At 74.1% G+C, this 14,782-nt stretch carries 14 protein-coding genes; 12 read left to right on the top strand and 2 right to left on the bottom strand.

The genetic code is table 11. From position 1 onward, the window contains the following. Positions 1-242 precede the first annotated feature (242 nt). The 11 genes from ACFYWM_RS30690 (at position 243) to ACFYWM_RS30640 (ending at position 11,079) form a co-directional block, all read left to right on the top strand. Positions 243-1,157 (top strand): RNA polymerase sigma-70 factor, encoded by a 915-nt coding sequence (locus tag ACFYWM_RS30690; RefSeq protein ID WP_389920593.1) that lies wholly within the window; start codon positions 243-245, stop codon positions 1,155-1,157. A gap of 168 nt (positions 1,158-1,325) precedes the next feature. Further along, positions 1,326-1,754, top strand: coding sequence for a pyridoxamine 5'-phosphate oxidase family protein (locus ACFYWM_RS30685; protein ID WP_389920590.1), 429 nt, complete (start codon positions 1,326-1,328; stop codon positions 1,752-1,754). A gap of 260 nt (positions 1,755-2,014) precedes the next feature. After that, entirely contained in the window at positions 2,015-2,899 is an 885-nt protein-coding gene (locus ACFYWM_RS30680; RefSeq protein ID WP_389920587.1) for a helix-turn-helix domain-containing protein, read from the top strand. Next, positions 2,896-3,681 carry an SAM-dependent methyltransferase gene (locus tag ACFYWM_RS30675; protein ID WP_389920585.1) on the top strand — a complete coding sequence of 262 codons (786 nt, stop codon included), beginning with the start codon at positions 2,896-2,898 and terminating at the stop codon, positions 3,679-3,681. Before ACFYWM_RS30680 ends, ACFYWM_RS30675 begins: the two co-directional genes overlap by 4 nt. Before the next feature lie 142 nt (positions 3,682-3,823). Continuing rightward, positions 3,824-5,503, top strand: a complete 1,680-nt coding sequence (gene mdcA / locus ACFYWM_RS30670) for a malonate decarboxylase subunit alpha (RefSeq protein WP_389920582.1) — start codon at positions 3,824-3,826, stop codon at positions 5,501-5,503. Between the two features lie 6 nt (positions 5,504-5,509). Beyond that, a complete protein-coding gene (locus ACFYWM_RS30665) occupies positions 5,510-6,562 on the top strand; it encodes a triphosphoribosyl-dephospho-CoA synthase (protein ID WP_389920579.1) in 1,053 nt (350 codons plus the stop codon). Next, entirely contained in the window at positions 6,550-6,843 is a 294-nt protein-coding gene (locus ACFYWM_RS30660; RefSeq protein WP_389920577.1) for a malonate decarboxylase subunit delta, read from the top strand. Before ACFYWM_RS30665 ends, ACFYWM_RS30660 begins: the two co-directional genes overlap by 13 nt. Further along, complete coding sequence (locus tag ACFYWM_RS30655) at positions 6,840-8,576, top strand: biotin-independent malonate decarboxylase subunit beta (RefSeq protein WP_389920574.1); 1,737 nt, start codon at positions 6,840-6,842, stop codon at positions 8,574-8,576. The genes ACFYWM_RS30660 and ACFYWM_RS30655 overlap by 4 nt, the downstream gene beginning before the upstream one ends. Beyond that, positions 8,567-9,181, top strand: coding sequence for a malonate decarboxylase holo-ACP synthase (locus ACFYWM_RS30650; RefSeq protein WP_389920571.1), 615 nt, complete (start codon positions 8,567-8,569; stop codon positions 9,179-9,181). The genes ACFYWM_RS30655 and ACFYWM_RS30650 overlap by 10 nt, the downstream gene beginning before the upstream one ends. Beyond that, complete coding sequence (locus tag ACFYWM_RS30645; RefSeq protein WP_389920568.1) at positions 9,178-10,137, top strand: acyltransferase domain-containing protein; 960 nt, start codon at positions 9,178-9,180, stop codon at positions 10,135-10,137. The genes ACFYWM_RS30650 and ACFYWM_RS30645 overlap by 4 nt, the downstream gene beginning before the upstream one ends. A 30-nt stretch (positions 10,138-10,167) precedes the next feature. Next, positions 10,168-11,079: an alpha/beta hydrolase gene (locus ACFYWM_RS30640; RefSeq protein WP_389920566.1), complete on the top strand. Its 912-nt coding sequence runs from the start codon at positions 10,168-10,170 to the stop codon at positions 11,077-11,079. A gap of 53 nt (positions 11,080-11,132) precedes the next feature. Here ACFYWM_RS30640 and ACFYWM_RS30635 read toward each other — a convergent pair whose 3' ends face one another. Next, positions 11,133-11,945 (bottom strand): aminoglycoside 3'-phosphotransferase, encoded by an 813-nt coding sequence (locus tag ACFYWM_RS30635; protein ID WP_389920564.1) that lies wholly within the window; start codon positions 11,943-11,945, stop codon positions 11,133-11,135. Between the two features lie 223 nt (positions 11,946-12,168). On the opposite strand from ACFYWM_RS30635, the gene ACFYWM_RS30630 reads away from it, so the two are divergent. Further along, complete coding sequence (locus ACFYWM_RS30630) at positions 12,169-12,747, top strand: DsbA family protein (protein ID WP_389920562.1); 579 nt, start codon at positions 12,169-12,171, stop codon at positions 12,745-12,747. A gap of 256 nt (positions 12,748-13,003) precedes the next feature. Here the strand turns inward: ACFYWM_RS30630 and ACFYWM_RS30625 are convergent, their stop codons facing one another. Further along, complete coding sequence (locus tag ACFYWM_RS30625; RefSeq protein ID WP_389920560.1) at positions 13,004-14,623, bottom strand: condensation domain-containing protein; 1,620 nt, start codon at positions 14,621-14,623, stop codon at positions 13,004-13,006. Positions 14,624-14,782 lie beyond the last annotated feature (159 nt).

Here is a 14,782-nt window from a genome sequence, read left to right as displayed (position 1 = left end):
TGGAGAAAGACAGGACAGCCTCCCGCCCTGTGACATCCGGGTGCCGGGAATCCGCGACCCGGGGGGCTCGCCGCCGGGCCGTCACAGGCCGGACCGCCCCCGGGGCGGGCCGCGGGGCCGTCACAGGCCGGGCACGCGCCCGGGGCGGGCCGCGCCCGACACGGAGAGACCCCGGGCGGGGGGGTCGTCGGCCCGGGACGCGGCCACCGATAGGCTGCGGGACAGCAGGTGAGACAGGGGCGATGACCGTGGCCGATACCGCGCCGACGGACGGATCCGGCGGATCCGGAGATCTCGAACAGGCCGCGGCGATCTTCTCGGACGCGCGGCCCCGCCTGTTCGGGATCGCGTACCGGATGCTGGGCAGCGTCGGCGAGGCCGAGGACCTGGTGCAGGAGGTCTGGCTGCGCTGGCAGACCTGCGACCGCGACGCGGTGGTCAACCCGGTCGCCTTCCTGGCGACGGTGACCACGCGGCTGTCCATCAACGCCGCCCGGTCCGCGCGGGCCCGCCGCGAGACCTACATCGGCCCCTGGCTCCCCGAACCCGTCGCCACCGGCACCGATCCGCACCTCGGCGCCGAGCGGGACGAGGCCCTGGGGTTCGCGGTCCTGCTCCTCCTGGAGCGGCTCTCGCCCAAGGAGCGCGCCGCGTACGTGCTGCGGGAGGCGTTCGACTACCCGTACCGGCAGATCGCCGACATCGTCCAGCTGGGCGAGGCGGCGGTCCGCCAGCTGGTCAGCAGGGCGCGCAGGCACGTGGTCGCCGAACGCCGCGCGCCGGTGAGCGGCGCCGAGCAGCGCAGGCTCCTGACGGCCTTCGTCGCCGCCGCCCGCTCCGGGGACCTGGCCGCGCTGGAGGAGCTCTTCGCGGCGGACGTGACCAGCTACTCCGACGGCGGCGGCGCCGTCCGGGCCTCCCGCATCCCCGTGGTGGGCGCGTTCCGGGTGGCCAGGTACGTCAGGACGTTCGCGGAGAGGTTCTGGACGGGGGTCGAGGTGGAGTGGGCGAGCGTGAACGGGCAGGCGTCCGCCCTGCTGAGCCGCGACGGCGTGATGTTCGCGGTGGTCACGGTGAGCGCCTCGGCCGAGGGGATCGACCAGGTGCTGTGGATGATGAACCCGGCCAAGATCACCGCGGCGTCCCCCGGGCGCTGACCCGTGCTTCCCGGGTGCCTCTCCGGCGGCCGTAGGGGTCCGGTGCCGCGCAAGGCAGGGCGATCCCCGGTCGCCGTCCCGAAGTCACCCGCCCGGGGGCGGATCGTCGGCGAGGGAGGGGACCTTCGCCCCTGACGTCCCCGGGGGCGAGAGGGCAACCTGGAGAGCATGAAGCTCGACTCGGCGGGTCTGGAGATCCTCTCGCGCCGGCAGTGCGTCACCCTCCTGGTCTCGGCCTCGATCGGGCGCATCGTGTTCACCGACCGGGCCCTGCCCGCCGTGCAGCCGGTCGGCTTCGTGCTCGACGGCGAGGACATCGTGATCCGTACGGGCATCGGCTCCAAGCTCGCCGCCGCGACCAGCGACGCGATCGTCGCCTTCGAGGCCGACGAGTTCGACCCCGCGGCCCGCACCGGCTGGTCGGTCACCGCCGTGGGACCCGCGCGGGCCGTGCGCGAGCCGGTCGAGATCGAGCGCCTGTCCGGGCTCCCCCTGCGCGCCTGGACGCGGGGCGGCTACGACCACTTCATCGTGGTGCGCGCCGAGCAGATCACCGGCCGTCGTCTCTCGCCCGGACCCGACGGGCAGGGGGCCTGACCTCCCTGGCCGTTCCGGGCTTTCCGGCCCCGAACACGTCTTGCGCGCACCCTCGCCGGCCCCGGCCGGACGTGCCTTCCGCAAGTTTTGTGATCTTGAAATTTCGGGGAACGGTATTTGAAATTCCTGGACAGTAGGAGAAAGCAAGCAATAGCCTCGATTCCACTTTCCGGGTGATCTTGCCATGGCAAGTCGAGGGGACGGGGGGTTCCCGCTGATCGTCCGGTGCGCGGAGACACGCGGAGACACTCGGAGGGGATGTGAGCGCTCAAGCGGAGGCCGGCGACATGGCGCGCCAGATCGTCGGCGCCCGGCTGCGGCAGCTCCGGCTCCAGTGCAACCTGACCGCGGCCGAGGCCGGCAAGGCCATCCGCGCCAGCGAGTCGAAGATCAGCCGGATGGAGACCGGGCAGCGGGGCTTCCGCCGGGACGACCTGCGCGACCTCTTCACCCTGTACGGGGTCACCGACCCCTACCAGCAGGAGATGCTGCTGTCCGTGGCGTTCGGCGAGCGCAGACCGGGCTGGTGGGACAGCAAGGAGCTCCCGCTGGACGCGGCGGTGGTGATGCGCCTGGAACAGACTGCGGACCTCATCCGCTCCTACCAGCCGTTCGTCGTCCCGCCCCTGCTGCAGACCCCGGAGTACGCGGCGGCCGCCTACCGGATGAGCCGGTACCCGACCACGTCCTCGCACGTCGAGAGAAGCGTGGACCAGCTGCTGCGCCGCCAGAAGGTGCTCGCCGGCGCCAACCGGCCCGTGCTGTGGGCCGTGATCGAGGAGCCCGTGCTGTGGCGGCCGATCGCGGGGGTGGACGCGCACATCCGCCAGCTCATCGCGCTGACCGCCTCGGCCCAGATGAAGGGCGTCAGCATCCAGGTGAACCCGATGGACTCGCGGTTCGTGCCCGGGTACGGGCCTTTCACCATCTTCCGCCGCGGTTACGGCCGGCCCCAGATGATCGCCGTGCACGGGGAGCGGGACGAGATCGCCGAACGCTCCCTCCGGGAGGAGCACGCCATCACCTTCGACCGGCTCTCGGTCGCGGCCCGCGAGAGCGGTGACACGACGGCGCTCCTCATGAGGATCTGCGACCGCATCCACCTCATGGACGACCACACCCCCCCACCGAAAGGCGCCCAGTGACCCACCCCAGCGACGCGTCGCAGGCGAGCGCGGCCCGGATGTACGACGTCATGCTCGGCGGCGAGGAGAACTTCGCGGCGGACCGGGAGGCCGTCAAGATGCTGGTGGCCCACTTCCCGACGGTCCCCGACGCGTGCCGGGCCAACCGCGGGTTCCTGCTGCGGTCCGCCAAGGCCATGGCCGACGCCGGCATCGACCAGTTCCTGGACATCGGCTGCGGCCTGCCCACTCCCCCGAACCTCCACCAGGTCGTGCGGGCCGTCCACCCGGACGCCCGCGTGGTGTACGTCGACAACGACCGGACGGTCGTCACGCACAACCAGTCGACGGTGGACCAGTCCGGCGTGCTGACGGTCCACGGCGACCTGTGCCGCCCCCGGGAGATCCTGGAGCACCCCCGAGTCCGGGCCACGCTCGACTTCACCCGGCCGATCGGCGTGTTCACCGTGGCGGTGTGGCACTTCGTCACCGAGGACGCCGCGCACGACCTCATGGCCCAGCTGCGCGACGCCCTCGCGCCGGGCAGCTACCTGGGGCTGACCCACGCCTGTTCCGACACGATGCCGGAGGACGAGGCGTCCGCCGGTCTGGCGGTGTACGGGCAGACCCGCAACCCGGTGCGGCTCCGCACCATGCGCGAGGTCGGCGAGCTGTTCGAGGGGTTCGAGCTCCTCGAACCGGGACTGGTCCTGGCCGCCGACTGGCGTCCCGCCGACGGCGACCCCTTCCCCGAGCGCGCGTTCGAGGTCGTCGCCGGTCTCGGCAGGATCCCGCCCCGCTGACCGCCCCATCGGCGAGAGCCGGGCCCCGCCACGCCGAACCGATACCCAACCTCGATCACCGTATGTGACCCTTTAACACAATTTGAGTTACTTCTTGTGTTTCGCGAGGTATTAGCCCCAAGAACCTGATTGGGGGCAGGCGATGGCACTCACGAAGGTGAGACCTCGGGACTGGACGCGACGGCGAACCGCGAAACGCGAGCGGCTGGAGGCGGTGCGGCCCTTCATCGCGGGGAGCTCGGGAACCTCGGGCGCCTCGGGTCGGGTTCTGGACGCCGGGCGGACGCGCGACGCGCTGCAGGCCCTGCTGCGGCCGGGCGACCGGGTGGCCCTGGAGGGCGACAACCAGAAACAGGCGGACTTCCTCGCCGAGGCGCTCGCCGGGTGCGACGCGGACGTGGTGCACGACCTCCACCTGCTGATCTCCTCGATCAGCCTGCGCGAGCACCTGGACGTCTTCGAGCGCGGCGTGGCCCACCGTCTCGACTTCTCCTACGCCGGTCCGCAGAGCGTGCGCATGGCGCAGCTGCTCGCCGACGGCACGGTCGAGGTCGGGGCGATCCACACCTATGTCGAGCTGTACGCGCGGATGTTCGTCGACCTCACCCCGGACGTCGCGCTGCTCTGCGCCGAGCAGGCCGACCGGGAGGGAAACCTCTACACCGGGCCCGGCACCGAGGACACCCCGACCATCGCCGAGGCGACGGCGTTCCACGACGGCGTGGTCCTGGTCCAGGTCAACGAGCTGGTGGACGAGGTCCCCCGGGTGGACATCCCCGGCGACTGGGTGGACCTGGTCGTGGAGAGCCCCCGCCCGTTCCTGCTGGAGCCGCTGTTCACCCGCGACCCCCGCCAGATCGGCCAGGTGGAGATCCTGATGGCCATGCTGGCGCTGCGCGGGATCTACGAGCGGCACGGCGTGACCACGCTGAACCACGGGATCGGCTTCGACACCGCGGCGATCGAGCTCATCCTGCCGACGTATGGCGAGGAGCTGGGCCTGCGCGGGAAGATCTGCAGGCACTGGACGCTCAACCCGCACCCGACGCTCATCCCCGCCATCGAGAGCGGCTGGGTCGAGTCGGTGCACTGCTTCGGCGGGGAGCCCGGCACCGAGCGCTACGTCGCCGCCCGCCCCGACGTGTTCTTCACCGGCAGGGACGGGTCGCTCCGGTCGAACCGGGTGCTGTGCCAGCTCGCGGGCCAGTACGCCGTGGACATGTTCATCGGGTCGTCGCTGCAGATCGACGCCGACGCCAACTCCTCGACGGTCACCGAGAGCAGGCTGACCGGTTTCGGCGGAGCCCCCAACATGGGACACGACCCGCACGGCCGCAGGCACGCCTCCCCCGCCTGGCTGAGCCTGCTCACCGGCGAGGCGTCCGCGCCGCGGGGGCGCAAGCTCGTCGTGCAGATCACGCAGACCTTCCGCTCCGGGGGCGTCCCGGCGTTCGTGGAGTCGCTGGAGGCGATCCAGGTGGGCAGGGACGCGGGCATGCCCGTCCCGCCGGTCATGATCTACGGCGACGACGTCAGCCACGTGGTGACCGAGGAGGGGGTGGCCTACCTCCACAGGGCCTCCGGCCCGGCCGAGCGGCGCGAGGCGGTGGCCGCGGTCGCGGGGGCCACCCCGGTCGGCCGCGACATCACCGAGCGGCGGGTGGAGGAGCTGCGCCGCGACGGCCTGGTGGCGCTGCCGGAGGACCTCAAGGTCGACGTCCGCAGGGCGGACCGCTCCCTGCTTGCGGCCCGCAGCGTCGAGGACCTCGTCGCCTGGTCCGGTGGCCTGTACGATCCACCCGCCCGGTTCCGGACCTGGTGACCCGTCATGACCGCCATCGGTGACGTACCCGCGACGGGGAGGACGGGGGAACGGGGCCCGTCCCCGGCCCTGCTCGCCGACCTGGCCGTGCGGGCACTGCGCCAGGAGGCGTGCCTGAGCCCCAAGCCGGGCCTGGCCGACCGCCGGGGACGCGGCGCGCACGACGACATGGACCTGCCGATCCTCCTGGCCTCCGCCCAAGCACTGCGCCCCACGTTCCACGCCGTCGCCGAGGCGGCGAAGCGAACGGCCGCCGGGAACGGACTCCGGCAGGAACCGGGCCGACACGACCGCGCGAGCATCGAACTCCGGCAGGAACCGGGCCGACACGACCGCGCGAGCATCGTGCTTCGGGAGGAGCTGGGCCGACATGACCGCGCGGGCATCGTGCTTCGGGAGGAGCTGGGCCGGCTGGGCCGGGCGGGTGAGGCGGCCATGCTGCGGGCCACCCGGGGGGTGAACACTCATCGCGGGGCGCTGTGGGCGCTCGGGCTGCTGGTCGCCACCGTCGCCGCCGGTGCCGCCGACGAGCGCGAGGCCGCCGGTCGGGCGGCCCTGCTCGCCGCCCTCCCCGACCGGCACCTCCCGCCCGGGACGCCCTCCCACGGCGAGCTGGCCCGGCGGCGGTACGGGGTGCGCGGTGCCCGTGGCGAGGCCGAGGCGGCCTTCCCCCACGTCGTCGAGGTCGCCCTGCCGAGGCTGCGCCGGGCCGGGGCGGCCGGAATCCCCGAGGAGGTGGCCCGGCTGGACGCGCTGCTGGCGGTGATGAGCCTGCTGGAGGACACCTGCGTCCTGCACCGAGGCGGTCCCGAGGGCCTGGGCGTCGTACGGTCCGGCGCCGGGCGCGTCCTGGCCGAGGGAGGCGCGGGCACGGCCGGTGGCCGGGCCGCCCTGGCCGAGCTGGACGGGCGGTGCGCCGCCCGGCGGCTGTCACCGGGCGGGAGCGCCGACCTGCTGGCCGCCGCGCTCTTCCTCGACATGGTGCCCTGGCCCGGATCCGGGCCGGGGTCCGGGTCCGTCACCCGGGCCGGACGGAAGGTGCTCACGTGCAGACGCTGAACTACGAGTTCCCCGCCGACCGCCCGCCCGCCCGGCGAGCGCACGTCGGCGTGGTCGGTTCGGGGGATCTGGAGGTCCTGATGACCCCGGAGCCTGCCGCCGTCGCCCGGGTGCGCGTACGCACCAGCGTCGACGGGTTCGACACGGTGTGGCGAACCGTGCTGGAGCGGTTCTTCGCCCGCCACGGGGTCGCCGGGAGCTTCGAGCTCAACGACTTCGGGGCGACACCCGGCGTGGTCACCCTGCGCCTGCGGCAGGCCATCGAGGAGGGCAGGGCATGACGTCCACGACGACTCCACAGGACATCCGGACGGACTGGGGCGCGCTGCTCGCCCGTACCGGCGTCATAGAGCTGAGCGCCCGGGCGCGCGCCTTCGCGCTGCTCGACACCGGGACCGGCCGCGAGCTGTGCGGCCCCTTCGACCGGATCGAGTCGCCCTGGCTGGAACCTCAGGGCGTCGTCCCCGAGGCCGACGACGGCGTCGTCGTGGTCAAGGGGGAGCTCGGCGGGCGGCCCGCGGTCGTGATCGGCGTCGAGCAGGCCTTCCAGGGCGGCGGCATCGGCGAGGTCTCCGGCGCGAAGATCGCCGCCGCGCTCTCCCTGGCCGCCGCCGACAACCGCGACGGCACCCCGACGTCCGCGATCCTGCTGCTGGAGACCGGGGGCGTACGGCTGCAGGAGGCCAACCTGGGCCTGGCCACGATCGCGGAGGTGTGCTCGGCGCTGCTGGAGCTGCGCGCCCTGCGGCCCGTGATCGGCGTCATCGCCGGGGCGCTGGGCTGCTTCGGCGGCATGAGCATCGCCGCCGGGCTGTGCACCGCGCTGATCATGACCCGGGAGGGCCGTCTCGGGCTCGACGGCCCGGAGGTGATCGAGTCCGAGGCGGGCGTCGCCGAGTTCGACGCCTCCGACCACCCGCTGATCTGGTCGATCGACGGCGGCACGCAGCGCACGGCGACCGCGCTGGCCGACGCGCTCGTCCTCGACGACGTCACCGCCGTGCGCTCGGCCGTGATCGACGTGGTGGAGCACGGCCTGCCCGGAGAGCACCGCTCCCAGCGTGTCGGCGAGCTGCGGGCCCGCCTCCGGGCCGTCGACCCGGCCGACCCACCGGCCCCCGCCGACCTCGCGGCCATCTGGGCGAAGGCCGTGCCTCAGAAGGCCGTGCCGCCGGAAGGAGAGCGCGGCGCCGGAGAGGGGCGGGAGGCGAGCCGGGGGCGGAGCTGGACGCGGGCGCTCGCCGACGGCGACGTGAGCGACGTGGTCCCGTCCGTGATCACGGCGGACACCACCCTGGGCGGCGACGTCGCCCGCCTGATCGCCGTCGTGCCGGACCCGCGCAGCCCCTACCACCGGGCGCGCCGCGGCGAGGTCGGCCTCCGCGAGGGACTCGCCCTCGCCGAGGCGGTGACCGAGGTCGTCACCGAGGACGCGCGTCTGCCCGACGGCCGCCGACGTCCGATCGTCGCCGTCGTCGACGTGCCCAGCCAGGCCTACGGGCGCGTCGAGGAGGTGCTCGGCATCCACCACGCCCTGGCCGTCGCGGTGGACGCCTACGTCCGCGCCCGCACCGCCGGACACCCTCTGATCACCCTCGTCGTCGGAACCGCGCTGTCCGGCGGGTTCCTGGCGCACGGCGCGCAGGCCGGGCGGATCCTGGCGCTCGACGACCCCGGCGTGGTGGTCCACGCCATGCACAGGAAGGCCGCCGCGAGGGTGACCCGCCGGACCGTCGAGGAGCTCGACGAGCTGGCGCGGCGCATCCCCCCGCTCTCCTACGACGTCACCGACTGGGCGAAGCTCGGCCTGTGCGACGGGCTCCTGAAGGTCGAGAACGCCGAAGACCCGACCGCCGGGGACGTCAGGACGGTGAGGGACGCCCTCGCCGCCGCCGTCGAACGGGCCCGCCACGGCCCCCGTGACCTGAGCGACCGGCTCACCTCGCCCGGCGCCCGGCGAACCCGGGCCGCCTCTCGCCGCGTCCACGAGACGCTCGCCGCCCAATGGCGGTGACCGCGCGCCCGCACGACCTGCTGCGGCTCTCCGGAGCCGCCGCCCTCGGCGGCTCGCCCCCGGACTGGGTGCCCGCGTCGATCGCCGCCTGCCCCTGGGGCGTCGTGCGGCGGGCCCCGCACCCGCCCGGCCTCGTCCCGATCGGCATCCGCGGGTCCGAGCGTTGGCAGCGCCACGCCGTCCTCGTACCGCACGAGGCGGTCACCCGCTCCGTACCGCCCGAGGAGCTGAGGGGGCGGCGGCCCTGGCTGCCCCTGCTCGCCGTCACCCTCTCCGCCGTCGCCCTCCTGCTCGCCGCCGAGCTGGAGGGCGACACCACCTGGGGCCCGATCGGCGGGGTCGGCTTCGAGCTGGCCACCGGCAAACCGGCCACCCGTCCGGGAAGCGACCTGGACCTGCTGATCCGGACTCCGCGCAGGCTGGAGCGGGCCCTGGCCGTCCGGCTGGCGGCCATCTTCGCGGCCCTTCCCGGCAAGGTCGACTGCCAGCTGGAGACACCCGGCGGCGGGGTCGGCCTCACCGAGTGGGCCCGCGCCGGCGGCCCCGTCATGGCCCGTACCGACCACGGCCCGCGCCTGGTGGACGACCCGTGGGCCCGCGCGTGAGCGTCGCGTTCCTCTATCCCGGCCAGGGCACCCAGCGGCCCGGGATGCTCCACGACCTGCCCGGCCATCCGGCCGTCGCCGCGACCCGCGCCGAGGCCGAGCGGATCCTACCCGGCTCGTCCCTGCGGGACACCGCGGAGGCGCTGGAGTCCACCGTCACCGCGCAGGTCGCGCTCTGCGTCGCCGGGGTCGCCGCGACCCGCGCCCTCGCCGGTGAGGGCGCCGTCCCCGACGCCGTGGCCGGGCACTCCGCCGGAGCGTTCCCCGCCGCCGTCGCGGCCGGGGTCCTGACCTTCGCCGAGGCCCTCACGGCCGTACGCCGCCGCGGCGAGCTGATGCGCGACGCCTACCCTCGTGGCTACGGCATGGCCGTCGTCCTCGGGCTGAGCGTGCCCCAGGCCCGGCGGGTGATCGAGTCGATCACGACCGACGACGACCCGGCCTACCTGGCCGTCGTCGACACCGACCGGCAGCTCGTGGTGGCCGGGGGCGACCGCGCCCTCGAACGCCTCGACGCGGCGGCCGCCCGTGCCGGAGCCCGTCGCGTACGACGCCTGGACATCGCCGTCCCCTCGCACTGCCCGCTGCTCGGCCGCGTCGCCGACGCCATGGCCGACCACCTCGCCGCGATCCCCCGGCGCCCCCTCGGCGTCCCCTACCTCGGCGACTCCACGGGACGCCTGCTGCGCGACTCCGGCGCCGTCCTCGACGACCTCGCCCGTGGCGTCGCCACCACGGTGAGGTGGCGCGACGTCGTCGCCCTGCTCGGCGAGCTCGGCACCACCCTGTTCGTCCAGACACCCCCAGGGCACGTCCTCGCCGACATGGCCCGGGCGGCCCACCCCCGTACCCGGGTCGTCGCCCTCGCCGACACCGACCTCGCCGACGCGGCGCTGCTCACCCGCCGGGACCGGCTTCCCGGCGGGAGCAGCCGGACACCGTCCATCGGAACATGAAGATCATCCATCACGCCAAGGGGGAGAAAGATGAGATCCGCACGCACCCGCCCACGGTTCAGGGGGATCGCACCCGCGCTGGCACTCGCCGTGGTCACCGCCTCCGCGACGGCATCGCCGACGACCGGCCCCCAGACGGCAACAGCGGGTACGACGGCCACGACGGCGGCACACACGTCGCCCGCGCTCGCCGCCGATCCACTGCCCTGCCGGTCGCCGGGCCGTACCAAGCCCACGGTCGTCATGGTGCACGGCGCCTGGGCCGGCACCTCCAGCTGGAGAGGCGAGCTGAACTCCCTGCAGCGAGCGGGCTACGTCGCGCGGGCCATACCCAACCCGCTCCGGAACCTCACCGGCGACGCCGCCTCCGTCGCCGACTTCCTCAGGACCGTCTCCGGCCCGATCGTGCTCGTCGGGCACTCGTACGGAGGCTCGGTGATCACGAACGCCGCCGCGGGCGTCCCGAACGTCAAGGCCCTGGTGTACGTCGACGCGGCGGCGCCCGACGTCGGGGAGACCACCGGCGGGCTCAGCGGCCGAGGCTCCGCCCTCTCGGCGGATCCCGCCTCCCTCTACGACGCGGTGTCCTACCCGGACGCGCCCCGGGGGACGACGGACCTGTACCTCAAGCGGGACGTCTTCGTCCACTCGTTCGCCTCGGACCTGCCCCGCCCCGCCGCCATGCGCCTGTGGGCCTCCCAGCGCCCCGCCTCGACCAGCGCGTTCACGACGCCCTCGAAGGCGGCGGCGTGGAAGACGATCCCTTCCTGGTACTTCATCAGCACCGGTGACCGGATCATCACCCCGTCCTCGCAACGTTTCATGGCCCACCGGGCGCGCTCGAAGGTCACCGAGTTCCCCGGCGGCTCGCACCTGACCCTGGTGTCGCACCCGGACGCGGTGACGGCGGTGATCGGCTCCGCGATCTGCTCCGTCCGCTAGGCGCACCGGGTGGCGCGCCGGTCGCGGTGGTGACACGGCCGTGGGACGACCGGTTACGCCATGTCCCAGAGCAGGCGGTAGTAGGCGACGCGCTCCGGGTCCGGGGCGATCCCGTACGCGTCGTACACGACGCCGTCGTGTCCTGGGCCGTAGTTCCAGTCCATGCTCCACGCCGCGACCGCGAGGTCCGCCCACCGGTCGGCCACCCCGAGCGACCCCAGGTCGACGTGCGCGGCGAACGTGCCGTCGTCGTGCAGCAGGGTGTTGGGGACGCACGCGTCGCCGTGACAGACGACGAGGCGGTCGACGGGGGGCGGCTCGCCGATGCGGGCCCTGGCCTCCGCGAGCCCCAGGTGCCGGTGCTCGGGGAACCGCTCGGCCGGTCCCTCGCCGTCGGCGATGCGCTCGTCGGCACGGACGAGCCGCCGAGCGACGCTCCAGTCGTAGGGGCACCGGTCCACGGGGAGGGCGTCGTGGAGCAGGCGCAGCCCCCTGCCGATCGCGGCCGCCGCGGTCGCCGGGTCGGGGCTCCATCGGGGGTCCACCGCCGAGAGGCCGGGGACCGCCGCCGTGACCAGCCACGCGCCGTCGGCGTCCGTACCGTGCTCGATGACCCGGGGGACGGCCACCCATCGCCGCGCCCAGATCAGGCGCTCCGCCTCGCCGGGGAGATCGATCTCCGGGGTGCCGGTGGGGACCCACTTGGCGTATCTGGTGACACCGTGCCCGTCCTCGAGGCGGAACGTCAGGCCGCCGAGCTCGTTGCGCCACACCGGGGTGACGGTGTCGCCGCCGGCGAGCGCCGCGACGGCGTCGGGGACGGGCACGGGGCCGGTCGGGATCTCGGAGATGACGGGTCGGCTCATGAGAACCCGATCCTCCCGGCAGAGCGGTGCCGGTGACAAACGGGTTTCCGGGACGGTACGCCGAATCCCGTGGACAAGCCGGTGCGGGCGGCGCCGTGGAGCCTGATCCGTGATCCCGGCTTTGACCGTTCTTAAGCTGCGGCGCCCGGGGGGTGGGTAGGAAAAGGGGAGCTCTCGGGCGCACGGGTCCGGGTCTCTCCCCGAACACCGCGAGGAGGACCTCATGAGCACGCGACCACAGCGGGCGACGGCGCCCGTCCGGGTGCCGGCCGGTGCCTCCGCCGACGGGGCGGGCGTCGTCGTCGGTACGGGCCCGGTCGCCGTCGACGTCTACGTCGACTTCCTGTGCCCGTTCTGCAGGTCGTTCGAGCGGATGTCCGGGCCGACCCTGAACCGGATGGTGAGGGAACGGGCGATCAGCCTGGTGTGTCACCCGATGGGCTTCCTGGACAGGCTGTCGACCAGCCGGTATTCCTCCCGCGCGTCGGCGGCCTCCGGTTGCGCCTCGGACGGCGGGAAGTTCGTCGAGTACGCTCACGCGCTCTTCACCAACCAGCCTCCCGAGGGAGGAGCGGGGCTCAGCGACGACGAGCTGATCGAACTCGGCGGCTCGGTCGGGCTCACCGGCCCGGCGTTCGGCGAGGGCGCCCGCGACGGCGCCTACCTCGACTGGAGCGCCTACGTGACGCGGAAGGCCGTCGAGCGGGGGGTGAGCGCGGTGCCGACCGTCTTCGTCGAGGGCACGCCGGTACCGGCGGACCCCCAGATGATCGTGACCGCCGTGACCGCCGCCGCCCGCTGACCGCCGCACGGCCCCGCCGGGAATCGCGCCGTCGAGGTCGACGACCGGGGAGATCCGCTCGCCGTCGGCGAGCGGAGGCGAACGGACGGCGAGCGGGTCCGGGGTCCGGGGTCCGTGATCCGTGATCCGAGATCCGGGGTCCGAGATCCGGGGTCCAGGGTCTGGGGTCTGGGGTCTGGGGTCCGGGGTCCGGCGGCGGACCGGGTGGGGCCTCTCAGGCCGGCGCGGCCGGGACGGGCAGGCTGGGTGAGGCTTTTCAGGCCGGCGCGGCCGGGACTGGCAGGGGATCGAACGACGGGCCGTAGCCCGGTTCGGGAACGTTCCCGGCCCGGGGGCGTTCGACGGGGGCGACGCCGCACAGCTCGACCACGGTGTCGAGGGGGACGTCCTCGGCGACGGCGCGTACCAGCAGGGTCTCCATCCCGCGCAGCAGCGCGTACACGGTGGTCCGGGGCAGGTAGGCGGTGTCGGCCAGCAGGTGGAGCTCGCAGGCGTCCCTGGCCTGGCCGGTGATGAACTGTGCCGTGGTGGCGTCCACGTGCTCCCAGGAGCCGACCACCGAGAAGGTGGTCCGCGCGGTGAGGGCGGCGATCGCGGCCGGGTCTCCCGGCGGTTCCACCGCGGGCAGGTCGGGCCAGTCGCCGCCGCCCCGCGTGTCGTTGAAGTAGGCCGACAGGTCGATGGGCCCGCCCCGTTCGCGGCCGAGCTCCTCGCGCATCGCCATCAGCCTCAGCGGTTCGTAGAGCGCGTGGCGGTAGGCGGTCAGCGCCTGGCGGTGCCCGATCCGGGTGGCCTCGGCCAGGGTGCCGCCGGGCGGCAGTTCGAGGGCGAAGACGCCGTCCTGGGCGGCGGGGCCCACCAGGGCACCGATCCGCGCGTCGTGCCGGTTGGCCGCGATCAGCTGCATCGTCACCCGGCGGTGCCCGGTCAGCACCGACAACAACACCGCGCTCGCCGTGGTCAGCACGCTGGCCGAGCTCACCCCCCAGCGCCGCGCCACCGCCTCGGCCGCCACCCCCAGCGCCGCCGACACCATCCTTACCCGCACGAAACGGGGCTCCTCCCCCGGCCCCGGCGGGTAGTCGAACATCGAACGCGGCGCCCGCTCCAGCACCGAGCGCCAGTGCCGGAACGCCCGTTCCCCCCGCGCCACCCCCTCGCCCTCGTGCTCGAACCGCGCCTGGTCCATCGGCTGCCACCCCGGAACGTTCCCTTCCGCCCCCGCCAGCAGATCCCGCCAGTCGGCCGCCAGCAGGTCCAGCGCACCCCCGTCGGCGGCCAGGTGCGACAGCCCGAACGCCACCGCCCGAGGCCGCCCGCCCACCGTCACCACCGCACAGCGCACCGGCAGCTCCCCGGCGTAGTCGAACACCCCCGCCGCCAGGCCCTCGGCCACCCGCCGCGCCACCCCCATCGGCCGCCCGTCCCCGCTCTCGACGATCTCCACCACCAGCCGGCCGGATCGCGCCACGTGCTGCGCCATCCCTTCGGGCCCCTGCCGGAAGTTCGTCCGCAACGTCTCGTGCCGCTCCAGCAGCCGCCGTACCGCCCCCAGCACCACCTCAAGATCACGCCTGCCGTACACCGGCAGCGTCCAGGGCATGTTGAAGTACGGATCGTCGTCGCCCCGCCAGGTGGTCAGCCGCCAGATCGACGCCTGGCCCCAGGTCAGCGGAGCCACCCCGCCCCGCGCACCGGCGAACTCCACCACGACCGTACGCCGCGGCAGGTCGTCCACCGCCCGGTGATCCGGCACCCGCGACACCGGGGCCGGGCCGTCGATCCCGGTACCGGCACCGGCGTCGATATCGGCGTCGGCGTCGGCGCCGGGCAACTCAAGATCGGATCGGGGAGAGATCACACCTTCGGAATTCACGCCACAAGGCTGATCTTCCCGAACCACGGTGTCAACAGGTGTTCCGGCAGCTGGACCCGCCGTTCGGACCTGCCGTTCCGCCCCGCGCGATCCGGGTCCCCGCGCGAGCCCGAAGGGCCCCGGCATCGGACGCGGTGGGCGGGCGATCCGGCCCCCGGG

It is taken from the genome of Streptosporangium sp. NPDC002721 (assembly GCF_042888905.1).
Classification (GTDB): Bacteria; Actinomycetota; Actinomycetes; order Streptosporangiales; family Streptosporangiaceae; genus Streptosporangium.
The sequence above is the reverse complement of the archived record's forward strand: the minus strand, read 5'-3'. Positions and strand labels throughout refer to the sequence as shown.

Coding starts and splice junctions, on each gene's coding strand:
- ACFYWM_RS30630 (WP_389920562.1), top strand. CDS start 12,169: ATGAGCACGCGACCACAGCGGGCGACGGCGCCCGTCCGGGTGCCGGCC.
- ACFYWM_RS30690 (WP_389920593.1), top strand. CDS start 243: ATGACCGTGGCCGATACCGCGCCGACGGACGGATCCGGCGGATCCGGA.
- mdcA (WP_389920582.1), top strand. CDS start 3,824: ATGGCACTCACGAAGGTGAGACCTCGGGACTGGACGCGACGGCGAACC.
- ACFYWM_RS30640 (WP_389920566.1), top strand. CDS start 10,168: ATGAGATCCGCACGCACCCGCCCACGGTTCAGGGGGATCGCACCCGCG.
- ACFYWM_RS30650 (WP_389920571.1), top strand. CDS start 8,567: ATGGCGGTGACCGCGCGCCCGCACGACCTGCTGCGGCTCTCCGGAGCC.
- ACFYWM_RS30685 (WP_389920590.1), top strand. CDS start 1,326: ATGAAGCTCGACTCGGCGGGTCTGGAGATCCTCTCGCGCCGGCAGTGC.
- ACFYWM_RS30655 (WP_389920574.1), top strand. CDS start 6,840: ATGACGTCCACGACGACTCCACAGGACATCCGGACGGACTGGGGCGCG.
- ACFYWM_RS30665 (WP_389920579.1), top strand. CDS start 5,510: ATGACCGCCATCGGTGACGTACCCGCGACGGGGAGGACGGGGGAACGG.
- ACFYWM_RS30635 (WP_389920564.1), bottom strand. CDS start 11,945: ATGAGCCGACCCGTCATCTCCGAGATCCCGACCGGCCCCGTGCCCGTC.